Annotated in this window: 19 protein-coding genes; 6 read left to right on the top strand and 13 right to left on the bottom strand. The window is 35.9% G+C overall.

The window, feature by feature from the left end:
• Positions 1 to 106 precede the first annotated feature (106 nt).
• Entirely contained in the window at positions 107 to 316 is a 210-nt protein-coding gene (locus MKX29_RS13560; RefSeq protein ID WP_341106043.1) for a helix-turn-helix transcriptional regulator, read from the top strand.
• An 11-nt stretch (positions 317 to 327) separates the two neighbouring features.
• On the opposite strand, the gene MKX29_RS13555 is transcribed toward MKX29_RS13560, so the two are convergent.
• Complete coding sequence (locus tag MKX29_RS13555; RefSeq protein WP_341106040.1) at positions 328 to 549, bottom strand: LexA family protein; 222 nt, start codon at positions 547 to 549, stop codon at positions 328 to 330.
• 122 nt (positions 550 to 671) lie between these two features.
• Between MKX29_RS13555 and MKX29_RS13550 the strand changes: the two genes are divergently transcribed.
• The 4 genes from MKX29_RS13550 (at position 672) to MKX29_RS13535 (ending at position 2,645) form a co-directional block, all read left to right on the top strand.
• A complete protein-coding gene (locus MKX29_RS13550) occupies positions 672 to 1,001 on the top strand; it encodes a YolD-like family protein (protein WP_341106038.1) in 330 nt (109 codons plus the stop codon).
• 4 nt (positions 1,002 to 1,005) lie between these two features.
• Entirely contained in the window at positions 1,006 to 1,356 is a 351-nt protein-coding gene (locus tag MKX29_RS13545; protein ID WP_341106037.1) for a hypothetical protein, read from the top strand.
• A gap of 63 nt (positions 1,357 to 1,419) precedes the next feature.
• Entirely contained in the window at positions 1,420 to 1,605 is a 186-nt protein-coding gene (locus tag MKX29_RS13540; protein ID WP_341106035.1) for a hypothetical protein, read from the top strand.
• A gap of 104 nt (positions 1,606 to 1,709) precedes the next feature.
• Entirely contained in the window at positions 1,710 to 2,645 is a 936-nt protein-coding gene (locus tag MKX29_RS13535) for a DUF6414 family protein (RefSeq protein ID WP_341106033.1), read from the top strand.
• Here MKX29_RS13535 and MKX29_RS13530 read toward each other — a convergent pair.
• The 7 genes from MKX29_RS13530 to MKX29_RS13500 form a co-directional block, all read right to left on the bottom strand.
• The gene (locus tag MKX29_RS13530; RefSeq protein WP_341106030.1) at positions 2,629 to 2,826 is read right to left on the bottom strand and encodes a hypothetical protein; all 198 of its coding nucleotides are present in this window, start codon (positions 2,824 to 2,826) and stop codon (positions 2,629 to 2,631) included. The two genes, MKX29_RS13535 and MKX29_RS13530, sit on opposite strands and share 17 nt — an antisense overlap.
• Positions 2,827 to 2,951: 125 nt before the next feature.
• Positions 2,952 to 3,941 carry an N-acetylmuramoyl-L-alanine amidase gene (locus tag MKX29_RS13525; protein ID WP_341106027.1) on the bottom strand — a complete coding sequence of 330 codons (990 nt, stop codon included), beginning with the start codon at positions 3,939 to 3,941 and terminating at the stop codon, positions 2,952 to 2,954.
• A gap of 59 nt (positions 3,942 to 4,000) precedes the next feature.
• Positions 4,001 to 4,249: a phage holin gene (locus tag MKX29_RS13520; RefSeq protein WP_445662516.1), complete on the bottom strand. Its 249-nt coding sequence runs from the start codon at positions 4,247 to 4,249 to the stop codon at positions 4,001 to 4,003.
• The gene (locus MKX29_RS13515; protein WP_341106025.1) at positions 4,246 to 4,512 is read right to left on the bottom strand and encodes a hemolysin XhlA family protein; all 267 of its coding nucleotides are present in this window, start codon (positions 4,510 to 4,512) and stop codon (positions 4,246 to 4,248) included. Before MKX29_RS13515 ends, MKX29_RS13520 begins: the two co-directional genes overlap by 4 nt.
• 32 nt (positions 4,513 to 4,544) lie before the next feature.
• Positions 4,545 to 4,766 (bottom strand): hypothetical protein, encoded by a 222-nt coding sequence (locus MKX29_RS13510; RefSeq protein WP_341065795.1) that lies wholly within the window; start codon positions 4,764 to 4,766, stop codon positions 4,545 to 4,547.
• Complete coding sequence (locus MKX29_RS13505) at positions 4,766 to 5,197, bottom strand: hypothetical protein (RefSeq protein ID WP_341106023.1); 432 nt, start codon at positions 5,195 to 5,197, stop codon at positions 4,766 to 4,768. The genes MKX29_RS13510 and MKX29_RS13505 overlap by 1 nt, the downstream gene beginning before the upstream one ends.
• 13 nt (positions 5,198 to 5,210) lie before the next feature.
• Positions 5,211 to 9,179: a phage tail spike protein gene (locus MKX29_RS13500; RefSeq protein ID WP_341106021.1), complete on the bottom strand. Its 3,969-nt coding sequence runs from the start codon at positions 9,177 to 9,179 to the stop codon at positions 5,211 to 5,213.
• A 70-nt stretch (positions 9,180 to 9,249) separates the two neighbouring features.
• Here MKX29_RS13500 and MKX29_RS13495 point away from each other — a divergent pair, with 70 nt between their 5' ends.
• Entirely contained in the window at positions 9,250 to 9,501 is a 252-nt protein-coding gene (locus tag MKX29_RS13495; RefSeq protein WP_341052001.1) for a hypothetical protein, read from the top strand.
• On the opposite strand, the gene MKX29_RS13490 is transcribed toward MKX29_RS13495, so the two are convergent.
• The 5 genes from MKX29_RS13490 to MKX29_RS13470 all read right to left on the bottom strand — a co-directional run bounded on the left by MKX29_RS13490 (position 9,482) and on the right by MKX29_RS13470 (position 13,849).
• Complete coding sequence (locus MKX29_RS13490) at positions 9,482 to 9,724, bottom strand: hypothetical protein (RefSeq protein WP_341052004.1); 243 nt, start codon at positions 9,722 to 9,724, stop codon at positions 9,482 to 9,484. The two genes, MKX29_RS13495 and MKX29_RS13490, sit on opposite strands and share 20 nt — an antisense overlap.
• An 11-nt stretch (positions 9,725 to 9,735) precedes the next feature.
• Positions 9,736 to 10,521, bottom strand: a complete 786-nt coding sequence (locus tag MKX29_RS13485; RefSeq protein ID WP_341106019.1) for a distal tail protein Dit — start codon at positions 10,519 to 10,521, stop codon at positions 9,736 to 9,738.
• 15 nt (positions 10,522 to 10,536) lie between these two features.
• The gene (locus MKX29_RS13480; protein WP_341106016.1) at positions 10,537 to 12,921 is read right to left on the bottom strand and encodes a phage tail protein; all 2,385 of its coding nucleotides are present in this window, start codon (positions 12,919 to 12,921) and stop codon (positions 10,537 to 10,539) included.
• 209 nt (positions 12,922 to 13,130) lie between these two features.
• On the bottom strand, positions 13,131 to 13,421 hold the full coding sequence (locus MKX29_RS13475; protein ID WP_341106015.1) for a hypothetical protein: 291 nt from the start codon (positions 13,419 to 13,421) through the stop codon (positions 13,131 to 13,133).
• Positions 13,422 to 13,474: 53 nt separating this feature from the next.
• Positions 13,475 to 13,849, bottom strand: a complete 375-nt coding sequence (locus MKX29_RS13470) for a tail assembly chaperone (protein ID WP_341106011.1) — start codon at positions 13,847 to 13,849, stop codon at positions 13,475 to 13,477.
• Positions 13,850 to 13,869: the final 20 nt, after the last annotated feature.

Raw genomic sequence — 13,869 nt, 5'->3', positions numbered from 1 at the left:
ATATCTTACCGAATGGTAAAGTGTACGTATATACGAATTTGTCTTATTACAAAAAAATAAACAGGACAAAGATATTTTTTATAGAATTGTTTAAATGGGTGATTAAATGGAGACTAAATTAAGTAAATGGCACAAAAAAACTGGTGTATCTCAAATTCATATTGCTAAAAAAATTGGGATTACTAGTACTGCTTACAGTAAGATCGTAAAGGGAGAAACAACGCCATATGTTCAAAACGCTATTAAAATCGCACGAGCACTCAATACCACAGTTGAAGATTTATGGGGAGAACTTACAGAAGAAAACAAAAATTAAGACCACCTCTTTTATGAGGCGGTCTTAATTACTTTTAATGTTCTCGGTCTTCCATCTTCCCAGCTTACATAACCGTTTTCTCGTAATTTATTTAAAATCCCACTTATGGTGGATGAAGATGCTAGTCCAACCAAAGCACTTAACTCTCTATATGAAGGTGGATAATGATTTGTTGCAACGTATTTTTCTAATGTTTCTAACACTTCTTTTTGTCTAGATGTTAGTTTTCGCATAATTAACCCCTTTTTTTATTTTTGTATTCCTTTAAACATAATTTTACAGGAACATTCGTTCTATTTCAACTTGTTTTCGAACAAATGTTTGTATAAAATTAGTGCATAAGGAGGGATTCTAGATGATACGAGACCGCGGAAAGATGAAGTGGCAAGGATTCTTTATGACCGAACATACTCAATTACTTAAACAGATACCACGTGAATATGAAAAAATGAAGAAGCCAGAATTAGATGAGCAAGAACTTGAGGAAATACAGATAATAACGATGGAATCATTAACCTACACCCTTACAATCAAAATGACCATTTGGGTTGATGGGTTCACAAAAACCTATGAGGGCATAGTCGATAAAATTGATCATATTAATATGTACATTCACTTAGAAACGAACGATTTAAAAATCTTAAAATTTCACATTAATGAAGTGATATCAGTCGAAAGGGTTTAACAACATGACTAGGATTAATGAAGCTGATCGTGATGTGCTAGAGCAAGCTATATACTTACCGATGATTATTATCATCCTTGAAAGAGATTTAAAAATCATTGAGAAGTCCCCGTTTAAGATTATACAGCCTTATATTACTTTGATGGAAAATACAATAAAGAACGTTCAGCGTGACCTGAAGGAGGTTAAAGATAAGATGAGGAAAGGGAATATGAGAGTAAACCAGATTGGACATGACGAATCGTTTACTATGTATGAGTTTCACTATAAAGGATATGATGAGCAGCATAATTATTTTAATCCAAGGATCAGGAATAAATGTGAGGAACTTTTAAACTTTTACCTGAGCAAATAACAGGACTTTTTTACCTATTTTTTGTTAATATAATTGCATATTATAGGAAAGAGGTATGTTTTAATGAAATATGAGACATTGGGATTTATTGATGATGGCGTTACTTATCATATTTATGCAGATGAAAATACAGTTACAGTAACTGCCAAAAAAGGAGAACTAGAAATTAAATGTATAGGAGTTACATTTAAAGAGACTATTGCAGAAGCTAAAAGACTTATTAACAATCAACTTCATTCTAAAATTTAGATCCCTCTCTTTTGAGAAGGGTTATTTTTTTCTTTATATAAATAATACATTATCAATTTGTGGTAAAATAACTATAAATTTCTAATTTTAAGGAGACTTATAGTATGAAAGAGATAATTTATCTAGATACTGAAATAATGAACTCCATTCTATCTCAAATGGATGAAGGAATCATAAACGATTTTACGGCAGAACTACAAAAACAAAAGACAGAAGTTGAGAATACTCATAGTATAACCAAAGATCATACTGACTTAAAAGGAAGCTTATTCTTTGGTATTGCAAGGTTCTTATCCTCAGTCGGAGTTACTGAAGAAGAATTAGCTGGTGCATCATTGTCTATGTTAGAAGGACAAAAGGATGTGTTAAATAAAGCTTTTCATGATCATGCATTAAATATCTTAATACAAAAACTCGAAGAGGAAAAATTACTAAAAGAAATAAATACTCTTACAGATGGAGATATTTTCTTAGGACAATCCGAATACAAACTATTAGACTTTAATTTATTAAAGAAAACTTTGGATGCTAACTTCTTCGAAACTTCTATTATGTTTGAATTTAAGGGATCGGGAATAGAAATGAAAGAAGCGAAAAAACTTGCTACTAAAGCTAAACCCAATGCTGAAGATCGAGAAAAAATAATTATAGCCAAAAAAATGGTTCAAACTTATGAGAATAATAAACCTTTATTTAATTTACTTGAATATATGTCGGAGATAAGTGGGTTTGCCACTGATTTATTAGGGGATCTAGCTGTCTTTAAGGCGAATAACGAAATTGGATTATTAAAAAAGGAATACTTGCGTGAATCTATGGAGTCGTTATCTTTCAGACCAAATAGATATCGCAAAGTAAAGTTTTTGGCAAGAGTTGTAGGAAAGAAAGAGCAAGTTTATGATGGTACAGATAACTCTCAATTCAACGAAGAAAACTTCGATTTTATGCCAAATATGATGCTAGACATAGTTTTAAATGCCTTTGGAATTATCAAAGAGAATAATTTTATCGTAACTCCTATCGCTATTTATTATGAATAAAATAAAACTTCTTTGACTTTTCTTGCATAGCTTTATCAAATTCTTTTGATTTTTCTTTGATAGATGATTGTACGCTATCTGAAAATTCCTTGTTTGACTTCATTTTTTTTTCGTGTTTAACCTTAATTTTATCTATTTTATGATTTGATTCAGAGAATATTTTTTTCACTTTTTTAAACATATTTAACACTCCTTTTTAATATTATCTTATCCAGTTAAAAATTAATCAAACTCTTTTTTATTATAATATGCATGGTTAATAAATATGATAAAGCCCCTCTCTGATTTGGAGAAGGGCTTTAGTTATTACTTTTTAGAAAACTTAGCACTAGTATCAGCACCAACATATATATTGCGTTTACCTCTAGATGTTTTAATAGTGACAACGTTAGCTTGTGGTTTATCAAGAATTTCATAGGTTAATCCTCCAAATGCGGCAGGAGTAAGTGACCAGTCAGAGTTCTTAGTAACTGGAGCTACATTGAGCTTATAAGTTCTCCATGTCTTTGCTGATGCTGGTAGAGTAACATATTCTTTTTTAGCTTTTGGCTTTGGTTTTGGCTTAGTTGCTGGTTTGGTACCGCCTCTCATTAAATTCAAGAGTTTCGTGTTTTGAGCAGCTTTGCCAGAATAATCTTCAATACCGTACTTTGCAGCCAGTTTTTTTCTATTAGCCAAGGAAGAATCCACATTGATGGATTTTAGATAATCTATAATACTTGTGCCTGTGTATTCCTTCGTTGAAGGTTTTTCAACTGGTTTTGGAACAGGCTTAGAAACACTCGGCTTTGAAGGCGTAACCTTTTTGTTCAGCACTGCTTTATAATCAAATACAGGACATTGTTTCCATGAATAACCGCTAAATTCATTATGCCCTTTTACATATTTTATGGTTGGGTATGCCTTTTGTAACGCTTCAACTAAGTTACGTAAACTTTCCTCTTGCTCATTAGTAGGCTTCTCATATCTAAAATCACCAGTTAAACAAATACCGATGGCATAATTGTTATGATCCCCAACATGGTAGGTACGTAATTCGATGTCATTACAAAATTTAATTGTCCCATCAGGCTCAATTACATAACTATAACCAATGCTTGGCCAACCGTGTGTATCTACATGATAACGAGCATAGCTTTCAGCATTAGAACCTGCAAGACCTTGTTTAGTTAAACTATGATGAATAGCTAATGTCGTTTTACCTTTTAAACTTAATACAGGGAACTTTAAAACCGGATGCCTTTTCACTTTGTTTCTAAAGTCAACAAATTTTGGTATATCTAATAATCCCGCCATTTAAATAACACTCCTTTTATTGTTTTTGTATATAAAAAAGACCACCCTTTGGGGCAGCCTTATTTAGTCAAACCTTTCATTTTTAAAGCAGCTTTTTGACGTTTACCTTTTGCAGTTACATAATTATTTTTAAACCAAGCCCATGTTGCGGCCGCACCAGTAAATGCTGTGCATAAAACTTCACCCCATAGTTGTTCACTTCCAGGGATTGGATTCAAGCCAGTTGCTACCAAGAACTGATTAACGATTGCCACCAATAATACCGCTGTTCTAATTACTGTACCTTTATCCATTTTCAATCTATTCATCCTCCTATCACGTTATAAAAAAAAGCGATTGCCCCGCCTATTAAGCCAGTGCTAACCGCTGTAATAATAGCACCTATTAAGGCGCGTTTAATCCAAGTCGTATTGTCATTAATACTATCTAAAGTTTTATTAATTGCTTTGATTTGTTCCTCATGTACAGATGTTTTATTCTTTAGATCAGCGACATCTTTCTCTAGTAGTTTGATATCTTGCTTCATTTGCGTAATGTCTTTATCGTGAGTATTCACCTCGACCGCCTCCAATGTCTCTCCCCCTTATGCAAAATAAAAAAGCCTTACTCGGCTTCCGGTTGTAATCTCTCTGTTAATTTAGTTCTAATGATATTTTTCAATACTGGAATGGACTCATTTCCTTGATACTCTTCTGAAGTTAGTGGGACATATCCGCTTAGACTAACAGTTCTTTCAGGATCATGGCCTTGGAATTGTACATGAACTACGGAAATATCACCATCAGCATAACGAATATTGGTACCAGTGATTTGAATATCAAACATTATTCTTCATCTCCTTTTTCTTCTTCATTTTCAAAGGCTTCCACAAGAATGAAATGTGCTTCTGCCGCTTTACCTGTAAGCTCTTTGCCATAATCATTCACAAGCTTCTCAACTGTCTTTAACGCTGATTGAAGGTTGTCGTCTTTGATAACAAAATACTCATCATACAGGGCTTTCTGCTGCTTCTTAAATTCCTTTGCATCTTCCATTTCAATGCCGCCTTGTTCATTTAAAACTAGCTCATTATCATCATCTGTTTTACCGTACTCTTTAAGCAAGGTTAATTCTTCTTCACCAACTGAATTACTTTTATCACCCAATGCCTTCACAATTCTCATGCGATGAAGGTTCTTCTTTCCTTTTGCCCCTACATCATTTTGAAGAAAGTCTGCTACATTCTTTAAGTGTTTGTGTTGAATTTTTAGTTCCATTAACTTTTTCCTCCTAAGCTACATTTAGCAATTCTTCTAAATGCGCGATTCTATCTTCATATTGATTTACTTTTTGCTTTAAATATTGATTGTCCATTTTGAGCCAGTTGATTTCTTTATCTAACTCTTGGACTGCTTTTCCAATATAACTTGATAGAAAATAAAGATTAATAGCTTTTCCGTCTCTTCCTGTAACATCAGGACTGTATTCAGCAATTAATCCTACATTTCGAAAATATATCCCATTTTTAATGTCGTCCTTGAGGTCATACTCTACAAATGATAAGCCTCGGATAACTTTCAACCCGTTATCAGGAAGATGTTTAATATTAGTTTTTAAATCAATACTAGACATATTTTCTACTTCCCTTGCTTGTAGACCTCGCCATTCTTCTGTAGTACCGGAACGAGTTACCTTTACGTAGCCATTATCAACTGTCCTTAAATAAAGATGGATTCCACCATCTAAAGCATTGACATCAATAGCATCAGCAAAAAGGTTGTTGGCTCTTATATCAGCAAAAGAAGAAGTAGAACCACTTCGAGTTATCCTTACTTCAGCACCACTTACTGGTCTGATATAAAGATTGGTTCCAGCAGTTTGTGTATTACCATCAAAGTAATCACCGTATACACCCCTTACACGGATATCACGATATAAGTCTGTTGTTTCATTAGCTGTCACTCTTACTTCCCCAGCAGACAAGGGTCGTAAATAAAGGTTTGAAGCTCCTCCCGGAACTGCTGAGTTTACGTTGATATAATTTCCATAATAACCACTTGCTCTCATTGGTAAGTATCTATAGCTACCAACTAATCCATCGCCAGGAATATCATTAAAGTTGACTACACGAGCCTCATGGTTAGTGCCTAAATAAACACTATTGTTGGAGGTGCCAATTGCCGAACTTGTTACGAGCGTTGCATCCACCTTGAATCGCTGACTATTATTGGAGTTATACCCAAATAAGCCATTTGGATTTATCAATACATATTGACCACTATTTTGACGCAACCTTACATTACCACCAGTAATATCAAGTTGTGTAAGACCATCACTTGAACGGAACTGCGAACCGTAAATATCTATACCACGAATAGCACCGGCATTAATTTTATCAGCATTGATACTTGCGATTTTAGCAGCTGTTACAGCTAAATCATCAATTTGGGCATTGCTAATAATGGCATCTTGTAATTTAGCTCTTGTAATAGAAGCATTAGCTAATGCCCCGTTTTGAGCTGTAATACTATTTGCTGCCATTAAGTTTGCATTAATCGATCCATCTACAATTAAATGGCTATTATTCTTTCTTCTAACAACTAAATTATCCACCCATGCCCTATTAGTTGTCTCTCCATTATTAGTAAAGCTTACTCGAAGTCGAATGTATCCAACACCAGCAGGCACTTTATAAGAACCCGTCATCTTTGTCCATCCGTATGTTTTTGTTGTTGTGTATGCGACTGTGGTCCAAGCAAGATGTTGTTTTTGAAGGTCATATGTTCTAACTCCATACGACAACGAACCCGAACCAGCAAGATTATTAAATCTATAGTCTAACTCGAAATATAACTCGTCACCTTCCCGAACGGTTATTAATCTTTCTTGTTGGGCATCTACATTTCTAATATCACTAGCCCATAAACCTAAACATTTACCAGACCCATTGTGCCCTGACCAAGATGTTTGATCTACAACCCTTATGGTTGTGATATCTGAATTATCATTTATCCAACCTCTAGGCATTTGGTTGATAACATCATCCTCAAAATCTCCATTATCAATGAGGTTTGTAAAATCACCAACATCTAGTAATCTAGCTTGAATTTTAACTGTACCTGGCTGAACATTAATCGCACCAATAATCCCATCTCGATCTACTTTCAATTCAATATCATCAGATAAAAGCCTTATAGATGATTCGCTTTGCGTCATGCGATCACCAAGGATATCAATCTGTTGGGTTTTTAGCTCTATTTCATCAGATAGTAAATCGAGTGAACTTTCAGCCTTTGATAACGCGGTGCCTTGTTCATTAACAGTTTGAGTAAGCGAAGATACATTTTGACTGATCTGATTCGCTTTGATATCTACATTGGCTATTTGAACTACTGCTGAATCAACTTCATTAGCAAGTGTATCAACATTAGCTTCTACATTTTGCGCTCGTAAAGACAACCCATCTAAGCTGTTATCAATTTGAAGAATTTTATTCTGATAAACACCATTGTCTACCTTATTAATCAATTCCTCATTTACGAGATATATCTTTCCATCCACATAGTCAAAGCCTGCTTTATTTGCAAGCTCAGACATCAAGCTAACCTCTGTTGCTGTTATCTCAGCATCAGTATACTGCTTTGAATCAGCTTGGATTTTATCATATACATCTTGGCGAATCATAGTTGGGTAAATTGTATCCTCATCCAGCAGAGGATGTAACTTTGATAAACTCCTTAATTCCTCAGCAGTTTCAGGACCAAATAAAATGTCAGGTGTTCGTACTCTGTGTGCTGCCGCACTAACTTGCACAGACCAATCACTTGGTGTTCCATGCTGATTAACTGCCCGTATACGGTAATACCAAACTTGATCAGTACCAACCGAATGGAGAAAACCACTAGTATTTCCCCTCCATAATAAATGTTGCGTGTCTGGCACAAAATCTTTTAACTGTGAGCCATATACTTCGTAGTGTTTTACATAAATCGAACTGCCGTAGTCCCAATATAATTGTATAGCTCCTATTCCGCCTACCGCTTCAACGTTTATTGGAGTAGTGGGCTTGATGTCCGGGAAACTACCTTCAGTTACTTGTTGTGGGCGGTCACGGATTTTTTCAACTTCTTTTTCTAATTCTTCAAGCCGATTATCATCTAACTCTAGAAATTGTCCCATCTCAACAATCATGGTGCCGTCAATGTCTAAAAGGTCATATTCCATGGCGATGATGCGAGATTGTATTTCTATTGGTCTTGCAAACTTGCGATCTATTGCTATGGCTGTATCACCCAAACTTACTTTATCGTCAAATAAATCAACGAATAAGCGATAATTAACTACCGGCTTATTATTATTTTGGAGATTATCCCATGTTGCCCACAATAGTTCCTCAGGGTCCTCATAGTCTTGGTTGCTAAACTGACCAAAACGATGTAAAGCTACACCATCACGAATGCGTCGATAACTTGCAAACGCCTCTGGATCACCAACCCATTTTTGTCCCTTTGGTTTATCAACTGGATCACCCTTGGCAACAGACCACTCAACATCGCCAAAATCAATGTAACGTGTGTTGCCACCGCCTTCTGTCTCGAGCGACGCACCCCAACCATACATGGCTGTTACAGGGTAACTTAAGACTTGTCTACCAATCTCGGTTGTATTGTGGTCTATTTCAAAGCGTTGACCTGTATCCTTGCCCAGCCGTTGGATGATTTTAATCTTACGCGCGATAATGTTATTTTTCTCGTCAAACTCAACAACATCTTTAAATTCGCCGCCCCACACTTTGATAATCTCCCAAATAGCATCAACCGACCGCATACGATAAAAGTTTGTGGAGGCAAGTCCTAAGTCAACTTCAACTTCTCCTATCCAACCAGTACCTTCAACAGCTGCATCCAAAGCAACTTGTGCGGTCTTTTCGGTAAATCGTTTATCTAAGATAATATGTTCTGCAAGTTCTAAAAACTCTGGTTCACAGGTAGCTGTAGTTAATGGTCCATCCATTCCGTCAGAGTCATCAAGCTCTTTAATAACAAATATCCTTAAATCACCTTCATGATCTCGAAAAACAACTTTATTTTCTTCAAGTACATACTTAGCGTTTTTGCTGTCAGCTTCTACAGTAAAAGAAAAAGTTGTTTCTGGTATCTTATTAATTTCAATACGGTAAGGAGCACTAATAAGACCACTATCTTCAGAGATAATGGTCAATGGTTGATTGTCTTGGTTAAAAATGAATAACTCTGTCAAAATTTCACATCCTTTCTACAGGGGAATTGTCACCTCCTGTCGAAATAGGTCTATCGAAGGGGGTGAAACTATGGCGAAAAAAATATCAAAACAGCGATTTGAACAAATAATTAAAGAAGTACAAGAAGTGACTAGGAAAGAATTCGCTAAAGGTCTTGAAGAAGCTTATGGGCAAGAAAGAATTGTCCCATTACAAGAGTTTACAGATGAGATACTTCCAAAATTACTTAGTAAAACTTTTGTTAATGCAAACACTCATGCAGAGTATATGATTCATGATATTTTATCTGAATTAGATTTACTTACAGATGACGACGATTAAGTTTATTTTTCTCAAAGTCGGATTTGATTATTTCAGCGATTGCTTTACCATTAACCTTTACAGGAGTGGGCAGCTCCTGACCTTCTAAAAGTTCAAGGATTCTGTCCATTTTCTTTTCAATTCTCTCTAGTTGAGATACAGTAGTCATTCTTGCTTCACCATTAGGTTTTTCTACACCTAAAAACCCTTTTGCCCTAACTGGCTCATACTTCGCTCCACTCATCATTATCCCTCCTAATAATATCTCTCGTCATAAACCAAATCACAATTATGACTTGCTTTTAATGTAATTTCACCTGGTTGTAACAACACATAGTTAGATGACATACTGACTGCCACCCTTAGATCATTACCGTTTAAAAATACTCTGCGGCCAACATAATCAATCTGCAATCTGTCTCCTGCAACAAATGTATAGTTAAGGAGAAGATATAGACCATTGCTTGCTGTAAATTCAAATTTATTGCTTGCTTCACTGAAAACAACATTTATAGACCAAGGTGTATCTCCTTGAGTCGAAATTATATGTGTCCCATCTGTATCCGTCACATTGATTTCTTTAGAATTCTTTCTTTTTGCTGGATCAGTACAAACAAAAATAAGAGTACCTACCAATGAATTAGATTCTTCATCTGGTATATCAGCACTCTGCAATGTGGCGATAAAATATGCTTCCTCATCGGTAAATTCGAGTTTCTTTTTTGCACCTAAAAGAAAAACATTTAGATTATTAAACCGATTCCTCAATCCATTACTAGTCTTATCCTCAATCAAAAACTTCACTGGGATTTCTCTAATATCATAGGTGAATCCCTTTTCTCTTGCGCCATGTTGATAAGGTGTTTCCGTGATATTCATTCTTCTGGAAAGAACACCTCTACCACCTACTGACAACGTGACAAATCGCCCTGTATCATCTGTTAATAGTTCATCAAGGTTAAACCCGTTAAAAACAGTTTGCAACGATAGAAGGGCATTTTGTGCGTTATCATTAGGTATGGTATCTATAAAGTTATACATAAAGTAAGCGCCCTCCTATCTTGGTCGTTTGTTGTGTCTAAAGGCTTTTCGATTTTGGGCATTAGAAATATCATCGACAAAAGCATTAAATTCACTTTGTCCAATACGGATATTGATATTAGCTGGTTCTTTTGAAACTGATACTGCGCTTTGCACATCACTATAAATCTTTGATTCTGCCATTTTGTTTATCCCAGCAACTTCGCCTGCTAGATTAAAACGAGGGACATCAGGAACAACCGCATCTCCAAGTGCTTGAGATGCTTTTTCAACCCAAGAAACTGAATTATCGAGTCCTTTAACCATACCTTGACCAAAGTATTCCATTAAACCAATGGCTACTCGGCTTGGGGAATGTATATCTAATGCTCCTCTAATAGAGTCACCGATTCCATTAGCAATTGATTTCGCTTTATCCCACACCGCGGAGGACATTGCGCCTACTCCATTGATCAACCCTTGAATGATATCTTTACCAATTTTGTATAGGTCAATATTTTTGAAGAATTTGACTACCTCACCCCAGATGTCGCTCACCTTGGTTTTTAGGTTTGTCATTGTCGTTTTTACTGCATTAAATTTATCTTGGAATCTACCTTTAACTGTGGAAAAGATTGTTTTAGCGACACCAACAACTGTTTCTTTTAAAGCGTTCCAGATGCTTGCTCCAAAAGTACGGAGAGTAGACCATATACTAATAGCTCTGTCATAAAGACTCTTGAAATAATCAACTATCGACTTACTCATTTTGGATGCAATACTTGATGCAGTAGAGCCAAAGCTCTTGAAAAAGTTAACTATTCCAGTCCACATGGATTTAACTAGACTTAAAGCACTCTTCCCTAAGCTAACTAGAAGTTTCCTTAATCCACCTACAAAAGAAAGCGAAAATAACCCTATAATTAGATCAATCGCTCCAAAAAACAACTGTTTAATACCTTCCCACATTTTCGACCAGTCACCAGTAAATAATCCAGAGAAAATTTTAATTAGTCCCATTATGATATTTAGGGCGCCGTCTATTACTTGTTTTATAGCCGTCCAAACCATTTCAACGACAAATAAGACCGCTGGCATAATAAACTCAACGACCGATAGAATCATCTTAAATGCGTTTTTAACAGCCTCAACAAACTGAGTGCCATTCTCATCCCAAAATTGCTTTATTTGATCGATCTTTTCGCCTATGAAACTAGCTACTACTGAGAAAACCTGCATAGCAATCGTCTTTAAGGTTTGGAAAGCAGAAGTGACTTTATCTCTAAATATCTCGCTGTTCTTCCAGAAGTAGATAAATGCTGCTACTGCACCTATTACTAATGCAGCGAGCCAAGCTATCGGATTCATCAGAATAGCAGTATTCAACAACACCATCGCTGTCCTAACCCCTAAAATTATGTTTTTAAGAGTATTTAATCCAGCAAAAGTTGCAATAAAAACAGCTATACCTATAGCGATCTGTTTTAGAATAGGAATATACGGTTGTAATAACGAAAACAACGTTTGGAAGTACCCTATAACTACAGGTAACACAGTACTTATTCCCTTAGCAAAGGAATCTAGGAAGGAAAAGAAGGCCTTCCCTGTCGTCGTTATGATATTTTCAATACTTTTTAAAGGAGTGTTTTTTAGTACTTCATCAATCGCAGTAATGATATTGGTAACCCCTCTAACAACTGCAGTTTGCATATTAGTCCAAGCTGTCCGTATTCCGCTTGTAGACGTCTTCGCTCTTTCTGCAAATCCATTTACACCTTCATTTAATTCAATAATCTTATCATTGAATTCTTGAAAGGTGATTTCTCCACTTTGCAATGCAGCATATAGATCATTTTGAGCAGAGGTACCAGCAAAACCAAACGCTTTTGCAGTATCATTTAGGGCTACCCCCATCGTTTCCTGTAATGTACGCCATGACTGTAAATCAACTTCACCTTTAGATAACATCTGCACATATTGATTTAAACCACGAGAAGCATCCGCAGATGAAGAACCAGACGTAATGAATGCATTATTAAGGGCTAAAGTGGTATCTGTAGCTCCTTCTAAATCATTCGTCATAGTCGCTATTTGTTGAGCAGTGCTAGCTACATCATCTAGGGTGGTCGGTAACCCTTGAATACCATCAGATAATTTATTTATGGCTTTTTCTGATTCTTCAGCCGAAAATCCCATTTGCTTCATCACAGTAGGAAAGGTACCTAGAGTATCATATCGAGAAACCGCACCATCTATCGCATTTCTTACTGTATTAATAACTCCCACAACAGCAGATATTCCAAGAATGGAGACGATGAAACCTTTGATAGAAAAGCTTGCTCTATCCATGGTTCTGTTGATGTCGCTGGTTGTATTTCCGAAATTTTGTAATCCATGTCTAGCTCTTTCTGTACTTGACATGAACTGTCCTTGGGCATTTCTTAAACGTCCTTGAGCATCAATGAATCCGCCAGACCTTCTAATAGCATCTTGAGTGGCTTGTGAGTAATTGTTAGTTGATCGCTCTAAGCCATTAACACCACTAGCAGCACTATTAAAAGCTCTACTAAAGGATTCGACCCCAGTGGCTCTGAGATAAGCTTCAACGCTATATGATTCAGCTATATCCGTTACCCCCTTCCATTAACCCTAGCTGCAAGATGGGCCATTCTTTTTTGACGTTTCGATAAACGTTTTATTTGTGTACCTTTGATTTCATTAATGCGCTCATCATAATCAAAGAAATCTTTGAATTTTGTATAAACAGGTACTTGTTTTTTTCCCTGTTCTTTTGTCGATTGCACAACAAAATTAAGCCATGCTTGTTTATGCATGTCATATTCTTTGTCTATGGATGATAGTTGATAAGCCTTCATTCTCATTCGGTATTCGTAAAGAGATAAAATTTCAATATCATACAAACTAGTGAACCCTAGGTAACGGAAACAACTAAGAATTATCTCTTCGTAAGTTTCTATTGAGGTTGTTCTGTATCGGTTTGTGCCATCTTCTTGAATTTCTCGAGAGTGGATTTCGTCACCTTGGACTTTCCCATCTCACTAAGAACTGCCTCAAATAAACTCTCTAACCCATCTTGTTCTTCAGCATAATCCTCAATAGCTGAGTCAATTGTTGATAAACTCGGAGCACTAGGCATATGAGAAACAGCTGCATGCACTACTTGAGATAGAGCAGAAGGATTATATTGATTTAAAGCCATAAAAGCTAAATTAACACCCATACCAAACTCCATACCTTGATAATCCACCTTGTAGATTTTGTCTAACTCTCGAATAAACTTGATGCCAAATTTAAGTTGATATTCCTTATTTGAAACTTTAAATTCCATGTTTTACCCTCCCAATAAGT

The sequence above is a fragment of the Cytobacillus sp. FSL R7-0696 genome, assembly GCF_038006865.1.
GTDB lineage: Bacteria > Bacillota > Bacilli > Bacillales > Cytobacillaceae > Cytobacillus > Cytobacillus kochii.
This window is presented reverse-complemented; position numbering and strand designations above follow the sequence as displayed.